The sequence below is a fragment of the Collinsella tanakaei genome, from assembly GCF_016900375.1.
In the GTDB taxonomy this organism is placed as follows: Bacteria; Actinomycetota; Coriobacteriia; order Coriobacteriales; family Coriobacteriaceae; genus Collinsella.
On sequence record NZ_JACJKB010000001.1, the window covers coordinates 157,939 to 181,217 of the forward strand.

The 23,279-nt window shown below is 64.2% G+C and carries 21 protein-coding genes and 1 tRNA gene; 20 read left to right on the top strand and 2 right to left on the bottom strand.

Translation table 11 applies throughout. The features are described from left to right. Positions 1-6: 6 nt before the first annotated feature. Complete coding sequence (locus H6A16_RS00670) at positions 7-927, bottom strand: prephenate dehydrogenase (protein ID WP_204615258.1); 921 nt, start codon at positions 925-927, stop codon at positions 7-9. After that, entirely contained in the window at positions 920-1,939 is a 1,020-nt protein-coding gene (aroF, locus tag H6A16_RS00675) for a 3-deoxy-7-phosphoheptulonate synthase (protein WP_204615260.1), read from the bottom strand. Before aroF ends, H6A16_RS00670 begins: the two co-directional genes overlap by 8 nt. 240 nt (positions 1,940-2,179) lie before the next feature. Between aroF and H6A16_RS00680 the strand changes: the two genes are divergently transcribed. The 20 genes from H6A16_RS00680 to H6A16_RS00775 all read left to right on the top strand — a co-directional run bounded on the left by H6A16_RS00680 (position 2,180) and on the right by H6A16_RS00775 (position 23,238). Further along, positions 2,180-2,256 (top strand) — tRNA-Arg (locus tag H6A16_RS00680). Positions 2,257-2,348: 92 nt separating this feature from the next. Continuing rightward, positions 2,349-5,105, top strand: a complete 2,757-nt coding sequence (locus tag H6A16_RS00685) for an HAD-IC family P-type ATPase (RefSeq protein WP_204615262.1) — start codon at positions 2,349-2,351, stop codon at positions 5,103-5,105. A 135-nt stretch (positions 5,106-5,240) separates the two neighbouring features. Continuing rightward, on the top strand, positions 5,241-6,359 hold the full coding sequence (locus H6A16_RS00690) for a zinc ribbon domain-containing protein (RefSeq protein ID WP_204615265.1): 1,119 nt from the start codon (positions 5,241-5,243) through the stop codon (positions 6,357-6,359). A 127-nt stretch (positions 6,360-6,486) separates the two neighbouring features. Further along, positions 6,487-7,029: a peptidylprolyl isomerase gene (locus H6A16_RS00695; RefSeq protein WP_204615267.1), complete on the top strand. Its 543-nt coding sequence runs from the start codon at positions 6,487-6,489 to the stop codon at positions 7,027-7,029. Continuing rightward, positions 7,029-8,465, top strand: a complete 1,437-nt coding sequence (locus H6A16_RS00700; RefSeq protein ID WP_204615269.1) for a tetratricopeptide repeat protein — start codon at positions 7,029-7,031, stop codon at positions 8,463-8,465. The genes H6A16_RS00695 and H6A16_RS00700 overlap by 1 nt, the downstream gene beginning before the upstream one ends. Positions 8,466-8,598: 133 nt before the next feature. Next, the gene (locus H6A16_RS00705) at positions 8,599-9,630 is read left to right on the top strand and encodes a rod shape-determining protein (protein ID WP_204615271.1); all 1,032 of its coding nucleotides are present in this window, start codon (positions 8,599-8,601) and stop codon (positions 9,628-9,630) included. A gap of 85 nt (positions 9,631-9,715) precedes the next feature. Beyond that, a complete protein-coding gene (gene mreC / locus H6A16_RS00710; RefSeq protein WP_239458093.1) occupies positions 9,716-10,684 on the top strand; it encodes a rod shape-determining protein MreC in 969 nt (322 codons plus the stop codon). Between the two features lie 11 nt (positions 10,685-10,695). Further along, positions 10,696-11,241, top strand: coding sequence for a rod shape-determining protein MreD (locus H6A16_RS00715; protein WP_204615275.1), 546 nt, complete (start codon positions 10,696-10,698; stop codon positions 11,239-11,241). Positions 11,242-11,256: 15 nt separating this feature from the next. Continuing rightward, complete coding sequence (gene mrdA / locus H6A16_RS00720; RefSeq protein WP_204615277.1) at positions 11,257-13,314, top strand: penicillin-binding protein 2; 2,058 nt, start codon at positions 11,257-11,259, stop codon at positions 13,312-13,314. Positions 13,315-13,323: 9 nt separating this feature from the next. Next, positions 13,324-14,538, top strand: a complete 1,215-nt coding sequence (locus tag H6A16_RS00725) for an FtsW/RodA/SpoVE family cell cycle protein (protein ID WP_204615279.1) — start codon at positions 13,324-13,326, stop codon at positions 14,536-14,538. Between the two features lie 41 nt (positions 14,539-14,579). Further along, a complete protein-coding gene (locus H6A16_RS00730; protein ID WP_204615280.1) occupies positions 14,580-15,491 on the top strand; it encodes a hypothetical protein in 912 nt (303 codons plus the stop codon). Further along, positions 15,492-17,363, top strand: coding sequence for a TIGR03960 family B12-binding radical SAM protein (locus H6A16_RS00735; RefSeq protein WP_204615281.1), 1,872 nt, complete (start codon positions 15,492-15,494; stop codon positions 17,361-17,363). Then, positions 17,360-18,175 (top strand): TIGR03936 family radical SAM-associated protein, encoded by an 816-nt coding sequence (locus H6A16_RS00740; RefSeq protein ID WP_204615282.1) that lies wholly within the window; start codon positions 17,360-17,362, stop codon positions 18,173-18,175. Before H6A16_RS00735 ends, H6A16_RS00740 begins: the two co-directional genes overlap by 4 nt. 98 nt (positions 18,176-18,273) lie before the next feature. Then, complete coding sequence (rplU, locus tag H6A16_RS00745) at positions 18,274-18,630, top strand: 50S ribosomal protein L21 (protein ID WP_204615283.1); 357 nt, start codon at positions 18,274-18,276, stop codon at positions 18,628-18,630. 32 nt (positions 18,631-18,662) lie between these two features. Further along, positions 18,663-18,920: a 50S ribosomal protein L27 gene (gene rpmA / locus H6A16_RS00750; protein ID WP_204615284.1), complete on the top strand. Its 258-nt coding sequence runs from the start codon at positions 18,663-18,665 to the stop codon at positions 18,918-18,920. 81 nt (positions 18,921-19,001) lie between these two features. After that, a complete protein-coding gene (gene obgE / locus H6A16_RS00755; RefSeq protein ID WP_204615285.1) occupies positions 19,002-20,384 on the top strand; it encodes a GTPase ObgE in 1,383 nt (460 codons plus the stop codon). A gap of 7 nt (positions 20,385-20,391) precedes the next feature. Continuing rightward, on the top strand, positions 20,392-21,081 hold the full coding sequence (gene nadD / locus H6A16_RS00760; protein WP_204615287.1) for a nicotinate-nucleotide adenylyltransferase: 690 nt from the start codon (positions 20,392-20,394) through the stop codon (positions 21,079-21,081). Positions 21,082-21,099: 18 nt separating this feature from the next. After that, positions 21,100-21,711, top strand: coding sequence for a bis(5'-nucleosyl)-tetraphosphatase (symmetrical) YqeK (gene yqeK / locus H6A16_RS00765; RefSeq protein ID WP_239458094.1), 612 nt, complete (start codon positions 21,100-21,102; stop codon positions 21,709-21,711). 10 nt (positions 21,712-21,721) lie between these two features. Beyond that, positions 21,722-22,213 (top strand): ribosome silencing factor, encoded by a 492-nt coding sequence (gene rsfS / locus H6A16_RS00770; RefSeq protein ID WP_204615290.1) that lies wholly within the window; start codon positions 21,722-21,724, stop codon positions 22,211-22,213. A gap of 278 nt (positions 22,214-22,491) precedes the next feature. Beyond that, complete coding sequence (locus H6A16_RS00775) at positions 22,492-23,238, top strand: transposase (protein ID WP_204615292.1); 747 nt, start codon at positions 22,492-22,494, stop codon at positions 23,236-23,238. Positions 23,239-23,279 lie beyond the last annotated feature (41 nt).

The following is a 23,279-nucleotide window of genomic DNA, read 5'->3' on the forward strand; positions in this document are numbered from 1 at the left end:
GGGCGATCAACCCCTGCCTTTCGAATCGTGTGCGTCGCGGTCGTCGTCGAGCGCGCGCTTGATGCGGTCGCCCTCTGCGAGCAGCATGCGCAGCCGCTCGCGGTCGCGCACGTCAAGTGCATCGCGGTAGGCTGCAAGGGCATCGATAAGCCCCGAGATCTCGCGGCTCAGGTTGTCCGCGTCGTCGATCATGAGCTCGGCCCACATCGGCGCGTTCAGATGGGCAACGCGCGTGAGGTCCTTGTAGCTCCCCGCGGAAAAGCCGTGGTGCTCCTGGGCCGTGGGGCTTTTCACATAGGCATTCGAAACGACATGGGCTAGCTGGCTCGTGAACGCAATGAGTTCATCGTGCTCCTCGGGGGTCGTAACGCTGAAGGTGCCGAAGCCGACGGGAGAAAGCAGCGTGTGGACGCGGTCGAGGGTCGTGAGACGCGCGATATCGTCGAGCGGCGGCGGGGTGAGCACCATGGGTGCGCCGCGGAAGAGGTCGGCGCGCGCATGGGCGAAGCCGGAGTTCTCGGTACCCGCCATGGGGTGCGCCCCCACGAAGCAGAAGCCGTGGCGCTCCGCCAAATCGAACGCCTCTCGGCACACGGCGGTCTTCACGCCCGCGGTGTCGATGACCACAGGTCCCGTGCCGGCGGTGAGGTCAGAGCAGGAGCCCAGAAGCTCGGCATGCTCTTCAAGCCAGGCAAGGCAGGCTCCGGGGTAGGCGGCCAGCACGATGAGGTCGCAGCTGGGGATGGTCGTCTCGTCGAGTGTGCCCGTAACCGTCTCGATAGCGGCGGCGCCCATGGTGTCCTCGTTCGTGTCGAACGCATAGACGGTCGCGCCCGCAGCACGGTAGGCGCGCGCGAAGCTGCCGCCGATAAGTCCCAGTCCGACGACGCCGACCGTCATGCCGGAAACGGTCGCTTGGCTACTCATGATCGGCTGCGATGACGGACCGGATGGCGCGAATGCGCTCCATCGTGCGGTCGAACTGATCGGGCGTGAGCGCCTGGGCGCCGTCGGACCAGGCCTTCTCGGGGCAGTCGTGGACCTCGATCTCGAGGCCGTCGGCACCGGCGGCGCAGGCGGCGAGCGCCATCGGCTCGACGTAGCGCGTGTATCCCGTAGCGTGGCTCGGGTCGGCCACAACAGGCAGGTGGGACAGGTAGTGCAGGACGGGCACGGCATTCAGGTCGAAGGTGTTGCGCGTACGCGTCTCAAAGGTGCGGATGCCGCGCTCGCAGAGGATCACGTTGCCGTTGCCCTCGCTCATGATGTACTCGGCCGCCATGAGAAGCTCGTCGATGGTGCCGGACATACCGCGCTTCAGCAACACGGGCACGTTCGTCTTGCCGACCTCTTTGAGCAGAGGAAAGTTCTGAGCGTTGCGGGCGCCGATCTGCATGACGTCGATGCCCTTGTCGACGAACAGCTGGACATCGCGCGGGTCCATGACCTCGGTGACCACGGGCATATCGAGCTCGGCCGAGGCCTCAAGAAGTAGGTCGAGGCCATCGGCGCCCATGCCCTGGTAGGCATAAGGGGAGGTGCGGGGCTTGAAGGCGCCGCCGCGCAGCATCGTGGCGCCCGCAGCATGCACGCGACGCGCAATGCGGATGAGGTTCTCGCCCTCGACGGAGCAAGGACCGGCAATGACCTGGAAATGCCCCGCGCCGATCTTGACGCCGTGACCGCAGTCGACCGCCGTGTCCTCGGGGTGGAACTTGCGGTTCGCCTTCTTGAACGGCTCGGATACGCGCTGCACGCGCTCGACGATATCCATCGACTCGAGCAGGAAGGGGTCGATCTTGGTGGTATCGCCCACCAGGCCGATCACGATTTCGTTCTCGCCGCGGGAAACATGGGTGATGAGGCCCTTGCCCTCGATCCACGAGATGAGATGGCCTACGGCCTCGTCAGATGCGCTTTTGCGCAGGATGGCGATCATGCGGCTCCTATCTTTCCAGACGGTGCGGGATGCTGCCGTCGATTAGTGCGTAGCAGAGCAGTGTATACCAACGGCCCTCATGAGCCATATATACGCACCTAAGTTTTACGCCCCGGATACAGTGTCCACTTTCGGGACGGGCCCGCGCCACCGGATGCCCCGAGGGGTACCGGCGCGGTCCCGTCCCGAAAGTGGACACTGGCGCCAGAGAACTCAGGACGCTATAATCATCTCTCGTGCGCCCCATTAGCTCAGGGGATCAGAGCGTCTGCCTCCGGAGCAGAAGGCCGTTGGTTCGAATCCGACATGGGGCACCATTGATGCTAGGGGAGAACCGCACGGATTGCCGTCGGTTCTCTTTTCGTATACATGCATCGAATTCGGGTCCGTTTTCGCATGAGGGGAATCCATGGCAGAAGAACCCAACGACCAGGCAGGGGACGCCCCGCACGACACCCAGGTGCTCGTAGGCCTCACGCTCGATGAGGTGCAGCAGCGCATCGATGCGGGCAAGGTCAACGTCAACACCGACCTTAAGACCAAGTCGGTCCGCGAGCTCGTCATCGAGAACGTCTGCACCCTGTTCAACCTCATCAACATTGTGCTCGCCGCGCTGGTTATCGCGACGGGGTCCTATAAGAACCTCACCTTCCTGTTGATAGTCATCCTCAACACCGGCATCGGCATCTTCCAGGCGCTGCGCTCGAAGCGGATGGTCGACAAGCTCACCCTGCTCGTGAGCAAGCGCGCAACCGTCATCCGCGGCGGCGCCGAATGCGAGGTCGACCTCGACCAGATCGTCCAGGACGACCTCGTGCGTCTTGGTCGCGGCGACCAGATTCCCGCTGACGCTGTCGTCGTCCAGGGCGAGGCCTATGTCAACGAGAGCCTGCTCACCGGCGAGAGCGACCTCATCCGCAAGACGCCGGGAAGCCACCTCATGAGCGGCAGCTTCGTTGACTCCGGTATCGTGTGCGCCCAGGTCGAGCATGTCGGTGCCGAGAACTACGTCGCCCGTATCAACAACGAGGCGAAGTACGTCAAGAAGGTCAACTCCGAGATCATGAACGCGCTGAACGCCATCGTGCGCTTCGCGAGCGTCATCATGCTGCCGCTCGGCATCGCGCTGTTCTACTCGAGCGCCCACGAGAGCTATGAGGCCTGGGCGCAGGCGTCGCCCGACTCCATGACGACCATGATCGATTGGCTCATGTCGGACACCGCCGCCTGGGGCGATATCTCGGCGGCGATTCTTTCGACCGTCGGCGCCCTGCTCGGCATGATTCCCCAGGGCCTCGTGCTGCTCACCTCGTCGGTGCTCGCTATCGCAACGTTTCGCCTGGCCCGCCGCAAGGTGCTGGCGCAGCAGCTCTACTGCATCGAGACGCTTGCACGCGTCGACGTGCTGTGCCTCGACAAGACGGGCACGATCACATCCGGTCGCATGGAGGTCGAGGGCGTCTACGTGCTCGGAGACGACGGCGAGGCGATGCTGGCCGAAGAAGCTGACGCCGCGCGCGCAGCTGCCGTCGACGCTGCGCTTTCCGGTATCGCCCGCGCCACGGAGGCGGATGCCAACGAGACCTGCCGCGCCGTGCTTGCATATTACGCGCGCCGCGATGCGGCGGGGGAGCGCGCCGTGACCGTCGTGCCGTTCTCTTCCACCAAGAAGTGGAGCGGCGCCACCTTCCCGAACGGCTCCTACATCATGGGCGCGGCTCAGTTCTGCCTCGATGCCGCCACCTTCGCGCGTGTCGAGGACATCGTCAACGGCTTTGCTGAGACCTGCCGCGTGCTCGTCATCGCGCGTGTCGACGGCTTCACCGATACGGGCGATATGTTGGGCGTTGCCACGCCCATCGGCTTCGTGACCATCCGCGATGAGATCCGTGCTTCCGCCGCGGAGACCATCAAGTACTTCAAGCAGCAGGGCGTCACCCTGAATGTCATCTCCGGTGACGACCCGAGGACCGTCTCCTCCATCGCCAAGCATGTCGGCATCCCCGGTGCCGAGGCCTATGTCGACGCGACGACGCTCGACACGCCCGCCCGCATCGATGCGGCCGTCGACCGCTATCACGTGTTCGGCCGTGTGACCCCGCAGCAGAAGCGCGAGCTCGTTGTTGCCCTGAAGCAACGCGGGCACACGGTCGCCATGACCGGCGACGGCGTGAACGACGTCCTTGCCCTCAAGGAGGCCGACTGCTCCGTGGCCATGGCGGCTGGTTCCGACGCCGCCCGCAACGTCGCGGAGATCGTGCTCGTCGACAACGACTTCGCCTCGATGCCCGAGGTCGTGGCCGAGGGCAGGCGCTCCATCAACAACCTGCAGCGCTCGGCGTCGCTCTTCCTGACGAAGACCCTTTTCTCGATGGGCCTTGCTGCCATCTGCATCTTCGCGCCGCCGTATCCCTTCCAGCCGATCACGATGACGCTCATCAACTTTTTCTGCATCGGTTTCCCGAGCTTCGTGCTCGCCCTTGAGCCCAACCGCTCGCGCGTGCGCGGCAAGTTCCTCACGAACGTGCTCAAGCGGGCGCTCCCCGCATCCGTGGCGGTGCTTGCCGCTTGCGGGCTCTGCATGTTCACCGGCTATGTGGGCTCCCTCGATATCCAGACGCTTTCGACCATGTGCCTCATCGCCACTGCGTCGGTCGGCTGCAGCCTTATCTGGAGGATCTCCTGGCCGTTCACACGTTTGCGCGCCGCGGTCTTTGTGTTCGTAACCGTCGGCCTCTGCTTGGGAATCGCGCTGTTCCCGGAATTCTTCTCCATTGCTCCGCTGTCGATCGGGATGCTCATCGTCACCGTGATCATCGCGCTCATCGGCGTCGGCATCTTCTTTGCCCTGGCGGTCCTTATCGATCGGGCGCCCGAGCGCCAAAGCCGCTCCGCCACGGGATTCGGCCGCGGCATCAAGATGTCGCTCGGACGCAGCGGCAGGAAGGTGACCTCGACGGGATCCTCGGTCAGGCGCGTGGCTAACCGCATCAAGGGTGCCGTATCCCGCACGCATGAGAAGCGCGACCTTGCGCGCGCCCAGGCCTCTGCGAGCGAGGAGACCGCGCGCGAGCGCAGCGATGAGCGGACCCGCCGCCGTCAGCGCGTCGTCAAGGCCAGCGGCGGCATCAAGGTGAAGATGGGGAAGAGCAAGAAGCGCTCGTAGGCGAGTGCCCGATGCTTGACTCCGTTCATGTCGCGCTTGCACTAAACGAACACCTCGTATACACGCCATCGGTGCGATGCGACGCGAGGTGGTATGCTTTTCGCGTGTGAGTCTATCTGTGAAATGAGGGAAGCCTTGATCTGCCCGCACTGTCTTAAGAAGATCGACGACGGCGAGAGCTTCTGCCCGTACTGCCATGGCTATGTCGGCAAGGCGTCGAACGATGAGTTCGTGTTCTGCGAGGGCTGTGGAGCCCGCCTGTCGATCCACGACCGCACCTGCCCCAAATGCGGCCGGCCGGCTCCGGGCATCCTTTCGACCGATTCCGCGGCCTCCGACCTTGCTGCAGGTAAAACGGCCAGCTTTCCGCGGCTGACGAAGAGCCTCATCGAGTCCGACGCGCCCCGTGTCGAGCCCGCATCCGCGGCTCGCACCATCGATGATTCCGTCGATCCCTCGTCGACGAACGTCCTTTCCCGCGAGGAGCTCGACGACCCGCGCGCAAAGAAGTGCAAGCGCCGCCAGCCGGTCGACGAGGATCCCTATCATCCTCACCGCCGCTCCTACGGCAAGCTCATCGCTGTGCTCGTGACGCTCGCCATCATCGGCGGGGGAGCGGCCTTCGTCGTGTACGACCCCCTCGGTGTCATGCCCGGGTTCTACGAATCGTTTAGGGCCGCCGCCCGTGAGGCCTTCCCGAGCCGTCAGCTCGGCGAGACCCCGACGGGTAGCGCGACCGTCCAGGACCCCGCAACGGCCGAAGGCGAGGCTGCCGAAGAAGAGGAGCCGCAGCCGATGACCGACGCCCAGGTCTTCGACGCGATCACGATCGCGTATCGTCAGCTCGATTCCTATAACGGCGAGGAGGCCATCGGCGAGGTCATCGATACCTTCAACAGCTATTATCTCGAGCCCGACCTGTCGGTGCGCCAGCAGCGCTCGCAGAGCGCCTACTCCCTGCGCGATTCCATCCAGCAGACCATCGACGACCTCGAGGCTATCCAGGCTCCCGCAGATACCGTCTACGCCGAGGACATCGAGCACGTCCACCAGCTTGCCGAGTGGATGTACGGCCGTGTCGACCAGATCTGCGCGTCCTGGGACGTCTCGCTTGCTATCCCCGAGGGCGAATCGACCCTTGCGCACGAGGACGAGATCCTGCAGCCCATGCGCGATGCCGGCAGCGATGACCTCTACAACTACGACGCCTATTACTACCAGTGGGAGCCGGTCCGAAAGGACTCTGCCGAGTAGCACCTGCAACCAAATGCGATCTGCGGCCGCCTCCGGGCGGCCGCTTTCGTATGCCAAACATGTGAACCCCTCCTGATTTGGTAAGATTATCGGGATATGTACAGCGTGATCGCCGAAGGGATCCTTGATGTTCGGAAGAAAGCTATATGAGCCCGCTTACACCGTGACCGGTGATGAGGTCGCCGTGATCGAGACGTCGCGCGGAACCATCCGCGTGGAGCTCGACGGCGAGGGCGCACCCATCCACGTCGCCAACTTCTGTGAGCTCGCTACCTCGGGCTTCTATGACGGCATCAAGTTCCACCGCTATGTTCCCGGCTTCGTCATCCAGGGCGGGGATCCCAATACGCGCAACATGACGCCTGAGGATGTGGCGGCGGGACGTCCAGGCCCCGATGGACGCCCCGGCACGGGCGGTCCCGGCTACTGCATCAAGGCCGAGTTCGCCACCAACCCCCGCAACAGCCATGTCGACGGCGCGCTTGCCATGGCGCGCTCCCAGCATCCCGATTCCGCGGGTTCGCAGTTCTATTTCTGCCTCGGGCCGCAGCACGGCCTCGATTCCGGATACACTGTGTTCGGAACCACCGTCGAGGGCCTCGATGTCATCTCGAGCCTTCGCGCCGGCGATGAAATCGTCCATGTAGAGATCGTCCATAAGGAGCACTAGTGAACGAACAGTATTTCGAGCGCGCCAAGGCTGCTTATCGCGCCGGCGACTTCTCCGCCGCTGCCAGCATGTTTCTCGCTGCCAAGGAGCCCAATGAGCTCGCCGGCGAGGCCGATCACCTGCGTGGTAACTCCCTGATGAAGCTCGGCCTGTACCCGGATGCCGCCCAGGCCTATACCGATGCCCTCGAGGACAACCGCTACGGCAAGGCGGGCGCCCTGCTCACCAACCGCGGCAAGGCCCTCGCAGCGGCCGGCGATCTCGAGGGGGCTGTCGACTCCTTCAGCGCCGCCACGAAGGACTCCCTGTATGCCACCCCCTACAAGGCCTACCTCGGCCTTGCAGGCGCGCTGCTCAAGCTCGACCGCGTGGCCGAGGCCGGCGTGGCCTTCCGCTCCGCTGCCATCGACGGGGCCAACCCGGCGCCCTCCTCGGCGCTGGCGAGCCTCGGCGACTGCTTCATCCGCCTCGGTCGTCCCGACGATGCCGTCGAGTCCTATCTGACGGCCCTCGAGTACATCAGCGCGCACGACGACTCCCGCGCCATCCAGGCCGGTCTCGGCAGCGCCTATATGGCCGCCGGCCGCGCTGCCGACGCCGTCGATGCCTTCGGCCGCGCCACCTCCGATGGCATCTACCAGCTTACCGAGGACCAGCAGCAGGCCTACGCCTCCGCACGCGACGCCCTTTCCGCACAGGGCTCGATGGCTCCTACGGCCCCGCAGGCGCAGGCTCCCGCGGCGGCTGTCGCCCAGGCGCCCGTCCAGCACGTCGATCCGCTCGACCCCATGGGCACCACCGGCAACTTCATGCCCGATCCCTCCGACACGGGCTTCTTCACCATCACCGAGTCCGAGATGATCCAGCAGGACCGTCGCGCCGCCAAGGTGCGCCGCAAGCATCGCCATACGGGCCTCAAGGTCTTCATCGTCATCCTCGTGCTGCTGGTCATCGCCGCTGCGGGCGCTGCATTCGCCTATACGCGCGGCATTGGCTTCCCCTCGCAGCAGGATGCCATCACGAAGCTCTTCAGCTCCGTCTCCCAGGGCGCCGACGCCTCTGAGTACGACCAGTACCTGTCGCCCAACCTCTCTGAGGACGCCAAGGCCATGATCGTGAGCAACATCTCCGGTCTCGGCGAGGCGACCCCTTCGGTCGTCGGTCTCGACGCCGGCATGACCGAGAGCGACGCCACGGTGGACGTCACCTTCGCCGCGGGCGGCACCGTCACCTACGATGTGCACTTCGTGCGCTCGAGCAACCACATCGGCTGGGCCGTCGAGTCCATGACCATGGACTTCGGCACCGCCGATACGCCCGAGAACACCGGCGATAACGCTGCCGCCGAGGACGATGCCTCCGCGACGGACGAGGGCTCCGAGGCCACCGAGACCGAGGTTGCCCCCGCCGAGGACGGCGAGGACGCCGCCGCCTAGCCCTCATGGATTCTTTACAAGCCGTGCCGCGCACCGCAAAGCGCGGCATGGCTTGCTCTACACTGCACAGGTAGGGCGTCTTTTGCCCAACCCGATCGACCACAAGGCCCAAGGAGCGGTTTTGTTTTCTTTGATGGACATGTTTTTCGGCCAGTACGGGGGAGACCTCGCCATCGACCTCGGCACGGCCAACACGCTCGTCTCCGTGCGCGGCAAGGGCATCGTCATCCGCGAGCCCTCCGTCGTCGCCATCGACAAGAACGATGAGCGAATCCTCGCCGTCGGCATCGACGCTAAGCGCATGCTCGGCCGTACGCCCGGAAACATCGTGGCCGTCCGCCCGCTGAAGGACGGCGTCATCGCCGACTTCGACGTGACCGAGGCCATGCTGCGCTACTTCATCGACAAGGCGAGCGAGAAGCGCTATCCGTGGACCCCGCGTCCGCGCGTCGTCGTGTGCGTTCCCTCCGGCGTGACGAGCGTCGAGAAGCGCGCCGTCTTCGAGGCCACGATCTCCGCCGGCGCCCGTCAGGCGTATTTGATCGAGGAGCCGATGGCCGCCGCGATCGGCGCCGACCTTCCTGTCGAGGAGCCCACGGGCTCCATGGTCGTGGACATCGGCGGCGGCACCACCGAGGTCGCCGTGATCGCCATGGGCGGCATCGTCGTGTCGCAGTCCATCCGCATCGCGGGCGATGAGTTCGACCAGGCGATCCTGTCCCATGTCCGCGACGCCTACAACCTCGCTATCGGCGAGCGTACCGCCGAGGACATCAAGATCAAGGTCGGCTCCGCCGTGCCGCTCAAGGACGAGCTCGACGTCGAGGTCAACGGCCGCGACGTCATCTCCGGCCTGCCCAAGACCGTTCGCATCGAGAGCGAGGAGATCCGCCGGGCCCTCAACAAGCCGCTCGACGAGATGACCAAGGCCGTCAAGGAAGCCCTCGACGCCACGCCGCCCGATCTGGCGAGCGACCTTATGTACTACGGAATCCTGCTCACCGGCGGCGGTGCGCTGCTGCGCGGTCTCGATGTTCGCCTGCGCGACGAAACGGGCGTTGCGGTCAACGTGAGTCCGACGGCTCTCGACAACGTCGTGAACGGCTGCGCCCGCGTGCTCGAGGCCAACGCGTTCGACGGCGGTTTCGTCCAGAGCAACGCTTAACGGAAGGTTTTATCGGTTGCCTCGTACTCAGAAGTATCCTTCCTCACATCTGAATACCAAGCGTCAATCAACGGGGATTCGCCCGTTGATTGTTTTATGCGTCGTCTCGATCCTCCTGCTCACGTTCTACATCCGTGAGGGGGATCGCGGGCCCATCCACTCCATCCGTTCGGGCGTTGTGACGGTGACGAGTCCCCTTCGGTTCGTCGGCTCGGCGGTTGCGACCCCCTTCAACGCCGTTGGGAACATCTTCTCGAACCTTACGGCCTCTCAGGAGACCCTAAGCGACCTTCAGGCCAAAAACGCCGAGCTCACCGCCCAGGTGGCCGAGCTCTCCGAGGCCCAGGAGACCGCGACGCGCCTCGAGGCGCTCGTGGGCCTTCAGTCCACCTATAACCTGCAGTCCACCGCCGCGCGCATCATCGGCGCCTCCGGTGACGCATGGTCCCAGACCGTGACGATCGACAAGGGTTCTGCCGACGGGTTCACCGTGGGCATGCCCGTCTGCAACGCCTACGGCGTGATCGGCCAGATCACCGAATGCGCGCTCAACGTGTCTACCGTTCTGCTCATCAACGATGAGTCCTCGGGCGTCTCCGCCATGGTCCAGAGCTCGCGCGCCCAGGGCATGCTGCGCGGCCAGGCCGACGGCAGCTTGCGGCTCGAATACGTTCCCGCTGACGCCGAGGTCAAGGTCGGTGACATCGTGATCACCTCCGGTATCGGCGGCGTCTTCCCCAAGGGCCTGCCGCTTGGCACCGTCACCTCCGTCGAGAAGAGCGATAACGACGTTTACTACACCATCAACGTGCGCATGCAGGCGTCGGCCGAGAACAACGAGGAGGTCCTCGTCATCACATCGCTCAATCCCGACCAGGTGGCCACCGACGAGGAGATCGTCGCCGCGAACGATGCCGAAGCCGCCCCTGCGCAGGATACGACCCAAGATGACGATTCGGCGGATTCTGCCGACGACGGGTCGGGCGACAGCGAGAGCGGGCAGGATGATACGTCGGAAGACGAGTATTCCGAGTCCGACGACTACGAGGAATAGGAGGGAGGACCATGCCGCTTCGCGAGACCACGCGTTCACTGCAGGGTGTTTGGATAATCGCCATCGTCGCAGCCGTGCTGCAGGTGGCCCTCTCGCCCCAGATTTCCATCCTGAACGGGACCGTCAACTTCATGATGGTCCTCTCCATCACCCTCGCGCTGACCGCAGAGCCGGGAACCGCCGTGATCATCGGCTTCGCTTCGGGCCTTTTCTTCGATCTCACCTCGTCTGCACCCGTGGGGCTCATGTCTCTCATCCTGTCGGTCGCGTCGTTCCTCGTGGCAAGCTCCGCTCACGGCGCGATGGGCGGCATCACGCGCGAGTCGATACGTCTCGTTGGCATCGCCCTGCTTGTCGCCAATCTGCTGTACGGCCTCTGCCTGTTTTTCATGGGCGTGCAGGGCGACCTCCTCTGGGCGCTTTTGGGTCACGGGCTCTCGTCGACCGTGCTCGACTTCCTGGTCGCGCTCATCTTCATGGCCATCGGCGGCGGATCGTCCTCGCAGCGCAGCTTCAGCACGCGCGGTGGCGCCTCCCGCTACAAGATGCCGCGATAGGAGGGCGTGCGCGCAGTGAATGCACAGGTCATCGTCATCATTGCCGGCGTCATCCTTGTCATCGCGATTATCGGGTCGCTGCTGTTCCTAAGGAGCGCTGGAGGTAGGTTCACCTACGATACGCAGCACGGAACGCGTCCGCGTGCCACCGAGGGCGAAGGCAACACGCCGGGTGTGGCCTTCAAGGGCCGCTTCACGATGCTCACTGCTGGCGCCGGGGCCATCTTCGCCGCCATCGTCGCCAAGCTCTGGAGCATGCAGATGGTCTCCTCCGACTACTACGAGGAGCTTTCCGTCCAGAACCAAACCCGCACCGTCACGACGCCCGCGCCGCGAGGCCGCATTCTCGACCGCAACGGCGAACCGCTCGTTATGAACCGTGCGAGCCTGACCGTCGCGGGCTATCGCGACCTCGCCGACAACACCGTGCTCGTGCGCCATCTGGCAAACGTCCTCGGCATGCCCTATATCGCCGTGCGCCGCAACATCCAGGACTACAACCAGGGCGCGCAGAGCCTCCATACCATCGCGAGCGACGTGCGTCGATCGACTGTGGCCTATATCCAGGAGCATGTGGCGGAGTTCGCCGGCGTCGAGGTTGTGGAGCGCACCGAGCGCGTCTATCCTCACGGCGAGCTCGCGGCCCATGTCCTGGGCTATACCGGCACCGTCACCCAGGAGCAGCTCGAGGCGCAGGAGGAGCGCCAGGCCTCCGGCGAGAGCACCGCGGGGTCCATCGAGTACCAGTCCGGCGACATCGTCGGTCAGGCCGGCGTCGAGATCCAATACGAGAACCTGCTGCAGGGCATCCGCGGCGAGCAGACCGTCCAGGTTGATGCTTCCGGCAACGTCACCGGCGCCACGGGCGCGGTGCCCCCAGAGCCGGGCAGCGACATCAAGCTGACCATCGACGTCACCATCCAGCAGGCCTGTGAGGACGGCCTCCAGCGCGCGATGCAGATCGCCCAGCAGCTCGGTAACGAGAACGCCACGCGCGGCGCCTGCGTGTGCCTCGACCCTTCGAACGGCGAGATCCTCGGTATGGCGAGCGCTCCGAAGTTCGACCCCTCCGTCTTCATCGGCGGCGTTTCCACCGATGTCTGGAACGTGCTGAACAGCGATGACGGCGGCCATCCCATGGTCAACCGCGCCATCGCGGGCGAATACATGTCGGCTTCGACCATCAAGCCGCTCTCGGCGCTCGCCGCGCTCGAGTACGGCATCATGGATGAGAAGCAGACGGTCAACTGCACCGGCTGGTGGACGGGCATGGGCGAGGCCAACGGACGCTATTGCTGGGACCACTCCGGTCACGGCCCCATGAACCTGCGCAACGGCATCGTGATGTCCTGCGACCCCGTGTTCTACGAGATCGGCAAGGGCTTCTACTACGACGAGCAGAATCCCGAGGGCCTGCAGGAGGTCTTCCGCCGCTGGGGCCTGGGCGACACCACCGGTGTCGACCTGCCCGCCGAAAGCGCCGGCCGCGTGCCCGATGCCCAGTGGAAGTACGATTACTTCTCCAACTGGGAGGCAGCTGACCGCGAGTGGAACGCCGGCGACATGTGCAACATCGTCATCGGCCAGGGCGACATCCTCGTCACGCCGCTCCAGATGGCCTGCGTCTACGCCGGTATCGCCAACGGCGGGCGCGAGCCGGTGCCGCACGTGTTCCTCTCGGCGCTCAGCCGTGACGGCGAGGGCGACGCGGTGACCTATGAGGCGCGCGACCGCCTGATCGGTGAATACCGCCAGGAATCCGATATGGAGCTCGTCCAGGACGCCTTGCAGGGCGTCATCTACGAGGAGTCCGCATCCCAGGCGTCCCACTTCACGAACCTCGATATCACGGTTGCCGGCAAGTCCGGCACCGGCCAGAAGACCGGCGAGGACGACTACTCGTGGTTTGCCGTCTACGGTCCGGTCGACGACCCGAAGTACGTCGTCGTGGCCCTTGTCGAGCAGGGCGGCTTCGGCTCCACCTCGGCCATCCACGCCGTGCGCCACGTGCTCGGCGTCATCTATAACCAACCCGATACCGCAGCGATCGACGCGGGCGACGGCTCGCGGTAGGGAGGCGATATGGCAACATCCGCACAACAGCGCCCGGCGGCACCATCGGCCGACGCGCTCAAGCGCGTCAACCGGAAGCTCGGTCAGACCCGCGGCTCGCTTGCTCGCTCCATCAACATCCCGGTGCTCCTTGCCGCGACCGCGCTCATCGCATACGGCGCGCTCGTCATCTGGACGGCCTCGCTCACCATCGCCGACGCCTCGTTTTCGCGCCATCTGCTCGGCATCGGCCTCGGTGCGGTGCTGGCAGTCTTCTGCTGGAACTTCGATTTCCGCGGGTTCGCGAACCTTTCGACACCGCTGCTCGTCATCGACCTCATCGTGATCTTCTCGCCCTACATTCCCGGCCTTTCGTACAACGCGATGGGCATGACCGGTTGGATCCAGATTCCGTTTATCGGCCTCACGTTCCAGCCTGTCGAGCTCGCGAAGATCATCACCGTGTTCATCGTCGCGGCGCTCGGCGCGCAGTACAACGGCAAGATCGATTCGGTGCGCGAGTACGTCAAGCTCTGCGGCATGCTCGCGGTGCCCTTCATGGCGATCATCCTCGCCGGCGACCTCGGCAGTGGACTCGTCGTGTTCTTCTCCGGCGCCATCGTCATCATGATGAGCGGACCCAAGAAGGAATGGGTGCTCTCGACCATCGCCATCATCATCGGTCTCGTGGCGCTGCTGCTTGCCCTCGACTCGGTGGTCGACAGCCTGCTCGGCCGCGACGTGCTGCTCAAGCAGTACCAGATGAACCGCCTGCTGGTGTTCATCGATCCGACTGCTGATACGTCTGATGCCGGCTACAACCTCATGCAGTCGCTCATTGCCGTCGGCTCCGGTGGCTTTTTCGGCAAGGGCATCGGCGCCGCATCGCAGGCGGGGGAGGGCTTTCTGCCCGAGGCCCACACCGACTTCGTCTTCGCCCTGCTGTCGGAGGAATTCGGCTTCGTGGGCGCCCTGCTGCTGCTCGCCCTGTTCGCCGTGCTGATCTTCGGCACGATCCGCGTCGCCTTCCGCAACGATTCCCTGTTCTTGAAGCTCGTCGCCGTTGGCATCGTGGGAATCTGGCTCTTCCAGATCCTCGAGAACATCGGCATGTGCATCGGCCTCATGCCCATCACGGGCATTCCGTTGCCGTTCATCAGCTTCGGCTCGAGTTCCATGATCATGCAGATGGCCAACGTCGGTATCGTCCAGTCCATCTGGCGGTCGCGTGCCAAGCCGGCATAGTCGCCGAGCCGCCCCGTATCTACCGTACCTAGGAGGAAAAGGTGCATCTTCCCGTCAACAGATTCGCCGAGGCCCTGAAGATGGGCGTGACGTCGCTGCGCGATTCCGATGAACCGGTGCGCATCGCCGTCTTCGTGGATTCCAGCGCGACGCCGTTTCTGATCAACACGATTCGCGAGGCGCTCGTCCCCCAAACCACCTCTGCGCTCGTCCGCGTCCAGATGCTGAGCGAGCAGCCCTCCGTCAAGGCCGACACGGATATCTCCATCGTCATTTCCTGCGGCTCCGAGGGCCTTCAGCAGGCGGTCCAACAGATCGTCGTCGCCGGCGCGCCCACCGTCGTGGTGAGCGAGTCGAGCGTCGAGGTGCCGTTCGTCGAGCAGGATACCCGCATGCTCGGATCCATCGCATCGACGAACAAGACCTATCTGCTCGAGGCGCTTGCGCGCTGGATCCTCGATCGCACCGAGAAGGACATCGCCTTCGCGTCGAACTTCCCCTTCATGCGTATCGCCGCCGCGAACCGCATCATCACCTCCTGCGCGCTTACGAACATGGCAACCGGCGCTTTGGCCTTTATTCCCGGCTCTGACTTCCCGGTCATGACGGTGGCGCAGCTCGGTATGATGCTCGACCTCTCCGCTGCCTTCGGCAAGCCGCTCGTGTTCGAGCGCGGCTACGAGGCCGCCGGTGTGGTCGCGGGCGCCTTCGTGTCCCGCGCCCTCGCTCGTGCGATCAGCGAGCAGGTGCCGCGCATGGGCTTCATCGTCAAGGCGCTTGTCGGCGCCGCGGGAACCGTCGCCATCGGCCGTACGCTCATGGCCGTCTATGAGCGCGATGTCGATTACAGCCGCGTCAACGAGGTTCTCGGCGGCGCGCTGTCCCGTGCTCGTGGCGCCCTTTCGAGCGTTATCCCCGCCGTCCGCACCGCCGCCGAGACGGGGAGGGCCTAAGTGAGGATCGCCTACGAGAACCGGTTCGCCGATATCGAGCCCCTGCTTCCGCGCGTCGAGAAGCCGAGCCGCTATATCGACCACGAGTGGGGCACGCTGTCTTGCCCCGACGCCGATTACCGCATCTGCATGATCTACCCGGACGTGTACGAGGTCGGCCTGCCCAACCAGGGCATCGCCATCCTGTACTCCGTCCTGAACGCCCAGGAGGGCATCTCCTGCGAGCGCGGTTACGTACCCTGGGTCGATATGGCAGACCTCATGCGCGAGGCGGGCGTGCCGCTGCTATCGCTTGAGGGAGCCGCCCCTGTCGCGTCCTTCGATGCCGTCGGCCTGCACATTCCCCACGAGATGGCCGTGACGAACCTGCTGGAGACACTCGACCTGGCCGGCATACCGCTGCGTGCGGCCGATCGCGGCGAGGATGATCCGCTCGTTTTCGCGGGCGGCCCGTCTGTATACAATCCCGAACCCTATGCCCCCTTCATCGACGCCATCCTGATCGGCGAGGGCGAGGAGCATCTTCCCCAGGTCTGCCGCGAGCACCGCGAGCTGCGCGATGCCGGTGCGAGCCGCGCCGAGATCCTCCGTGCGCTCGCGGACATCCCTGGCACCTATGTGCCGAGCCTCTACGAGGTAAAGACGGGGGAGGGCTGCGGACCCCACGGTCACGCCGTGCCGCTCGATGGCGCCCCTGAGATCGTCCATAAGCGCGTGGTCGCCGACTTCGGCGTCACCGACCCGGTACCCCAGTCGGTCGTCCCCTTCGCCCAGCTCGTGCACGACCGCCTTTCCATCGAGGTGCTGCGCGGCTGCGCTCGCGGCTGCCGCTTCTGCCAGGCGGGCATGACCTATCGTCCGGTGCGTGAGCGCACGCCCGACCAGATCGTATCGGCCGTGGTCTCGGGCCTGAAGAGGACCGGGTACGATGAGGTGTCGCTCACCTCGCTTTCTACCACGGACCACTCCTGCTGCGCCAGCGTGCTCGAGCGTCTGAACCGTCGCCTTGAGGATACGGGCATCCGCGTGTCCATTCCCTCGCAGCGCCTCGATTCGTTCGGCATCGACATGGCTGCGCGCGTGGCGGGCGAGAAGAAGGGCGGCCTCACGTTCGCTCCGGAGGCGGGCAGCCAGCGCCTGCGCGACATCATCAACAAGAACGTCACCGAGGATGACCTCGAGCGCGCCACCCGCGCGGCCTTCGAGGCCGGTTGGCGCCGCTGCAAGCTCTACTTCATGATGGGGCTTCCCGGCGAGACGGATGAGGACATCGTCGCCATTGCCGAGCTTGCCGACCGCACCTACGAGCTTGCCCGCGAGGTCGTTCCGCCCGCCCAGCGCGGCGGCATCTCAGTGTCGGTATCCTGCTCGGTCTTCATCCCCAAGGCGTCTACGCCCTTCCAGTGGTGCGCCCAGACGCCCGATGACGAGGTCAAGCGCCGCCAGCAGCTGCTTATCCACAGCGTGCGCAACCGCGCCGTGCGCGTTCACTACCATGACGCCGACACCTCGCTGCTCGAGGCGGTCCTTTCGCGCGGCGGCCGCGATATCGCGCCGCTGATCGAGGCCGCTTGGCGCCGCGGTGCGCGCTTCGACGCCTGGACCGAGCAGTTCGACCTCTCTCGCTGGGAGGAGGCCGCAACGGAATGCGGTATCGACCTGCGCGCCGTTGCCCAGACGCCCTGCGACCTCGATGACCCGCTGCCGTGGGACCATATCAGCTCCGGCGTCTCCAAGGGCTACCTGCTGCGCGAGTATCGCCGCGCCCTTGCCGGCGAGACCACGCCCGACTGCACGCGCACCAGCTGCACCGGCTGCGGCGTCTGCCCAACACTGAACGTTTCGAATGTCTTGGTAGGTGAGCGCAAATGAGCGAACAGGATTCCGCTGCCCGCTTCAGGTTCCGCGCACGCTACGTCAAGCATGGGCGCCTTGCCTATCTCGGCCATCTTGAGCTCGCGCATACCATCGAGCGCGTCGTGAGGCGCGCGGCATTGCCCTATGCAGTGACGCAGGGGTTCTCGCCCCATATGCGCGTAGGCTTCACCTCGGCGCTTCCCGTGGGTACGGCGTCGGATGCCGAGTACTTCGATGTGTGGCTCACCGACTACGTGCCGGCAGACGTGGCCTTAAGGCGTCTTTCCGCCGCGGCTCCCGCCGATATGGCACCCGTGGAGCTCAGCTACCTCGACCTGCGCGCGCCGGCCCTTACGGCCGAGATCACGCGCGCCCTCTACCGTGTGGAGCTCACGCCCGCACGAGGCGATGTCGATGCTGCTTCTGTTTCCGCAGCCCTTGAGCAGGTGATCGGGCAGGGGAGCATCCCATACGTGCGCGGGCGCAAGCAGAAGGAGCTCGACCTTGAGACCACGCTCGTCTCAGCCGATTGCAGCCCTTCCGACGAGGGCCGCATCGCGCTCGATCTGGACACGCGCGTGAGCAACGAGGGTTCGCTTCGCCCTGAGATCCTCATCGCGGCGCTCGACCGGGCGCTGTGTCCTGCCCATGAATTTGAAGGTCCTATTGTTTCGTCGGGAATCCAAGACCTTTACGCGTTTAGGCGCTATTCTGTTTGCAGGACTGCTCAGTACGTAGAGGACGCTGACGGATCCCTCTTGAGTCCTTTGCGCGCTGGCGAGACAACCTCTGCTCCCATCTCGGTCTCGTCTGTGCCGTCCTTGTGAATTAGCAGGGAGAATCCCATTTCCCCTTGTTGACGCACATATAACCTCCTGTTAGGATATTCGGCTGTTGCACTAACTGATGCATGAAGGGCAAAACAATGTACGCAATCGTTTCTACCGGCGGCAAGCAGTATAAGGTCGCCACCGATGATGTCCTGAACGTCGAGAAGATCGAGGGCGAGATCGGCGATAAGGTCGAGCTCCCCGTCATCTTCCTCAACGACGGCAAGAAGATCATCACGGATCCTGCCAAGCTTGCGAAGGCTAAGGTCACTGCTGAGATCGTCGAGCAGTTCAAGGGTGAGAAGCAGCTTGTCTTCAAGTTCCACAAGCGCAAGCGCTATCGTCGCCTCAAGGGTCATCGTCAGCAGCTGACTCGTCTGAAGATCACAAAGGTCCAGGCCACCTCGCGCGCCAAGAAGGCTGCCGAGGCCGAGGCTCCCGCGGCTGAGTAACCGCTTGAACTGAAGAAAGAAGGTAACCAGACATGGCACACAAAAAAGGTCTTGGTTCGTCCCGTAACGGCCGCGATTCCCACGCTCAGCGACTCGGTTGCAAGCGTTTCGGTGGCCAGACCGTGAAGTGCGGCACCATCCTCGTTCGCCAGCGCGGCACCCACATCCACCCGGGCGATAACGTCGGCCGCGGCAAGGATGACACCCTGTTTGCGCTCTGCGACGGTACGGTCGAGTACACGCGTGGCGTTAAGCATCGCGTGAATGTCCGTCCGGCCGTTGAAGCGTAGTCGACGCCCTTCGCAACATTCGCATCTACGGGAGACCCTTGGACGAACATCCAGGGGTCTCCTTTTTTGAAAGGGAGCCCGATGTCACAATTCACCGATATCTGCCGCATCAACGTTAAGGGCGGCGACGGCGGCGCCGGCTGCATGTCCTTCCGACGCGAGGCCTACGTGCCCAAGGGGGGACCCGACGGCGGCGACGGCGGTCGCGGCGGCAACGTGATCATCCAGGCGTCCGCTCAGCTCTCCTCGCTGATCGATTACCGTTTCAAGCACCATTTCCGCGCTGAGCGCGGCACCCACGGTCAAGGCTCGCGCCGCGATGGCAAAAACGGCGAGGACCTCATCCTGAAGGTGCCGATGGGCACAGTCGTGCGCGAGCTCGACCCCGATACACAGGAGCCGATGTACGAGATCGCCGACCTCACCCACGATGGCGAGCGCGTGATCGTCGCCCCGGGCGGCAACGGCGGGCGCGGCAACACGCATTTCGTGACCTCGACCCGTCGCGCCCCGACCTTCGCCGAGAAGGGCGAGCCCGCCGAGGAGCACTGGATCGAGCTCGAGATGAAGCTCATGGCCGATGCTGCCCTCGTGGGCATGCCGAGCGTCGGCAAGTCGTCGCTCATCGCGCGTATGAGCGCTGCTCGTCCCAAGATCGCCGATTACCCGTTCACCACGCTCGTGCCCAACCTCGGCGTCGTCCGCGCGGGTGACTACTCGTATGTCGTGGCCGATGTTCCGGGCCTGATCGAGGGTGCCAGCGAGGGTCGCGGCCTTGGCCATCAGTTCCTGCGCCACATCGAGCGCACGGCCCTCATCATGCACGTCGTCGATATGACCGGCGGCTTCGAGGGGCGCGATCCCGTTGAGGACTACCGCATCATCAATGACGAGCTTGCCGCCTACGCCTCCGAGCTTGCCGAGCGACCCCAGATCGTCGTCGCCAACAAGTGCGATGCGAGCGGCGTCACCGACAAGATCGAGGAGCTCAAGCGCGCCGCGATCGAGGACGGCCATGCCTTCTTCGCCGTATCCGCGCTGACCGGCGCCGGCCTGCAGACCCTCATGCTCGCCTGTGGTGAGCGCGTGAGCGAGCTTCGCCGTGAGCTCGCTGAGAACACTGACGGCGAGCCGATCGAGCTGCTCGATGAGCAGTGGGAGCGCCGTCGCCGCGAGCGCGACCGCGCCTTCAGCGTTGTTCGCGAGGCTGCAGACGTCTGGCGTGTCGTCGGCCGCGGTGTCGAGCGCCTGTGCGTGCAGACGGACTGGGAGAACGAGGACGCCGTCATCTACTTGCAGCACCGCTTGCAGCGTATCGGCGTCGACGATGCGCTCGAGGCCGCCGGCTGCAAGAGGGGAGACGAGGTCCGCATCACCGGATACGCCTTCGCCTACGAGGGCGCCGACGAGAACCCGTTTGAGGACTTTGAAGAACTCGATGGGCTCGAGGGCGAAGGGGAATGATGGCGCGATGAAGCCCGAGATCCCCCGCCTGCCCGAGCTCGGTGCCGACTGGTCGCATGAGTACCGGCTCGGCATCATGGGCGGCACGTTCGACCCCATCCACTACGGCCACCTCGTGACCGCAGAGCAGGCCCGCGAGGCGCTCGCACTCGACCTCGTGCTGTTCATGCCCGCGGGCAGGCCCGCCTTCAAGCTTGACAGCGATGTGACCGATGCCGAGGACCGCTATGCCATGACGGTCCTCGCCACGGCTGCGAACCCGGCCTTCGATGCAAGCCGCTTCGAGATCGATCGCGAGGGTGTTACCTACACGATCGACACCCTGCGTGCGCTGCGCGAGCACTATCCGGAGAACGTGAAGCTGTTCTTCATCACCGGCGCAGACGCAGTTCTCGACCTTGCCACCTGGCATGATGCCGAGGCGATGGCGAAGCTCGCGACCTTCATCGCCGCGACACGCCCCGGCTACGACATCGAGCAGGCACGCAAGCGGCTCGATGAATCCGGCGTGCCCTTCGACGTGCGCTACATCGAGATTCCCGCGCTCGCCATCAGCTCGACGAATATCCGCCAGCGCGTCCAGGCCGGGAAAAGCGTGAGGTACCTTACCTCCGAGTCGGTTATCGGCTACATTCGCAAGAACGGCCTGTACAATGTCCATAGGGTCGAGCGCGTCGAGGGGACGCATATCCGCTAGCAAGGGAGGTTCGAGTCATTGGCAGACTCGTATTCGATCGACGATAAGAAGGCGTATCTCGCTCGCATGCGCGAGATGCTCGACGTCCGCATGGGCGACCACCGCAAGCGTCGCAACCATTCGCTGGGCGTCGCGCGCACGGCCAGGAAGCTCGCGAAAACCTACGGCGTCGACCCGTTCCTCGCCGAGGCGGCCGGCCTGGTCCACGACTGGGATAAGGTGCTTGATAAGTCCGAGCTGCTTGCCCGCGCCGCGCAGTACGGTATCGCCATCGCCGGTTCGCCGACGAATGCCGTCGCGCTTCTGCACGGACCGGTCGCTGCCGTCGAGCTGCCGGAGCTCTTCGGCGAGCTGCCTGCCGAGGTCTTCCAGGCCGTGGCGCGGCATACGTCTGCCGCCGAGGACATGACCGATCTCGACATGGTCGTCTTCGTGGCTGATGCCATCGAGCCCATGCGCAAGGGCGATTACGCCGATGAGCTCCGCTCGCAGGTGGGCAAGGTCGACCTCACGCGGCTGTTCTTCAACTGCTTTAGCCAGGGCCTGATTTACGTCATGCAGACGCAGCGCTATATGTATCCGACCGCCATTTCCATCTACAATCGCTACGCGCTCGAGCTTGGGCGCTAGAAAGGCAATCATGACTGAGGAGAACCTGAACAATACCGAGAACGTCGACGAGATCGTCGAGGAAGCCTCCGAGCTGAACGAGGCAGATGCCACCCTCGAGGGCTTCGGCATCTCCGCCGACCGCACCGCCGCGAGCGCTTCGAGCCATGGCATCGAGGCCATCGAGGTCGCCCGCGTGGCCGCCTACGCCGCTTCCGAGAAGAAGGCCGACGACATCGTCGTGCTCGATCTGACCGAGCTTTCCGACATCTGCGACTACTTTGTGATCGCCACCGGCTCGAACCGCCGCCTGGCCGACGCCGTCATCGACGAGGTGGAGGAGCGCGTCGCCAAGTCCTGCAACGAGCACCCCTTCTCCATCGAGGGGCGCGATGAGGGTTCCTGGATCCTCATGGACTACGGCTCGGTCCTGGTCCACGTCTTCACCCCCGAGGCCCGCGACTACTACCGCCTCGAGAAGCTCTGGGGCGACGCCCCCACCCTCTCTCTCGACCTCTCCTAACCCCTTTGGCCTCTTTGGGGACGTAGCCAATAGAGGCCAACTGGAGATTTCGTATATATGCATGGCCCATCGGGCTCCCATGGAAGAACTTCTCCATGGGAGCCCGATATCATTTGCGCCTCTATCTGGCGGTTTGTCCGGCTGTTAGAACTCGTTGAACGATCGTTATATCGGTGTCGGAGCCCGGTAATGTTCGAACGCTTTCCTGTTTGATTCCCCGGATAGCCTACGCGTTGATAGCAATCTGGATGAAGCTTTCATCCAAGAAAGGGGAGACCATGCCGCGAGACCCTCGAACCTATTCGGAAACCGGGTTCTACCACGTGATCGTTAAAGGCGACGGGGGAATGACCCTATTCGACAGCGACGCAGACAGACTTACGTTCCTATCGATACTCGATTTCGCCCTGGGAACGTTCAATGTCTCCTTAATCGCGTGGTGTCTGATGAGCAACCACGTTCATATCCTGATTGAAGACCCCGAGCGACAGATGAGCGCCTTTATGCAGCAGGTTGAAACGTCCTATGCACGCTATTTCAACATCTCAAAGGGACGAAAGGGATCCGTGTTCCAAGGACGCTTTCTGAGTATCCCAATCATGAGCGAGGGGCAATTGCTTTCCTGCGTGTTCTACATTCACGACAATCCACTCAAGGGTATGGGTATAGACCCGGCAACGTACTATTGGAGCAGCCGCAGGGAGTATGTCGGTGTTGCCGAGAGAACGTCAACCGCGTTGATTCTCGAAATGCTCGGCGGCGTAAAAGGGTTTCTCGAAGCGAGCGAACACCGCCGCTTCAACACCTACTTCGTCAAAAATGGGAGTCGCATTCCGGACGACGACGTTGCGAACGCGATTCGTTCGGCGATCGGAGGTATCGAGCCGTCGACCATTCGTGGCCTGTCGAAACAAGACCGCGCGGACGCGATCAAGAAGATGCGGGGCATAGGGCTATCCGTCAAGCAGATCAGCCGAGCAACAGGTCTTGGCATCCGGACGATTGTCAGAGATGCCCGCTCCTAGCTGGCCTCATTGGGGACGTAGCCCCCGCGCGCCAAAAATGG

Coding starts and splice junctions, on each gene's coding strand:
- aroF (WP_204615260.1), bottom strand. CDS start 1,939: ATGATCGCCATCCTGCGCAAAAGCGCATCTGACGAGGCCGTAGGCCAT.
- H6A16_RS00715 (WP_204615275.1), top strand. CDS start 10,696: ATGCCGCTTCGCGAGACCACGCGTTCACTGCAGGGTGTTTGGATAATC.
- H6A16_RS00670 (WP_204615258.1), bottom strand. CDS start 927: ATGAGTAGCCAAGCGACCGTTTCCGGCATGACGGTCGGCGTCGTCGGA.
- H6A16_RS00685 (WP_204615262.1), top strand. CDS start 2,349: ATGGCAGAAGAACCCAACGACCAGGCAGGGGACGCCCCGCACGACACC.
- nadD (WP_204615287.1), top strand. CDS start 20,392: ATGAAGCCCGAGATCCCCCGCCTGCCCGAGCTCGGTGCCGACTGGTCG.
- rpmA (WP_204615284.1), top strand. CDS start 18,663: ATGGCACACAAAAAAGGTCTTGGTTCGTCCCGTAACGGCCGCGATTCC.
- H6A16_RS00775 (WP_204615292.1), top strand. CDS start 22,492: ATGCCGCGAGACCCTCGAACCTATTCGGAAACCGGGTTCTACCACGTG.
- rsfS (WP_204615290.1), top strand. CDS start 21,722: ATGACTGAGGAGAACCTGAACAATACCGAGAACGTCGACGAGATCGTC.
- H6A16_RS00725 (WP_204615279.1), top strand. CDS start 13,324: ATGGCAACATCCGCACAACAGCGCCCGGCGGCACCATCGGCCGACGCG.
- H6A16_RS00705 (WP_204615271.1), top strand. CDS start 8,599: ATGGACATGTTTTTCGGCCAGTACGGGGGAGACCTCGCCATCGACCTC.
- obgE (WP_204615285.1), top strand. CDS start 19,002: ATGTCACAATTCACCGATATCTGCCGCATCAACGTTAAGGGCGGCGAC.
- H6A16_RS00695 (WP_204615267.1), top strand. CDS start 6,487: ATGTTCGGAAGAAAGCTATATGAGCCCGCTTACACCGTGACCGGTGAT.
- rplU (WP_204615283.1), top strand. CDS start 18,274: ATGTACGCAATCGTTTCTACCGGCGGCAAGCAGTATAAGGTCGCCACC.
- H6A16_RS00740 (WP_204615282.1), top strand. CDS start 17,360: ATGAGCGAACAGGATTCCGCTGCCCGCTTCAGGTTCCGCGCACGCTAC.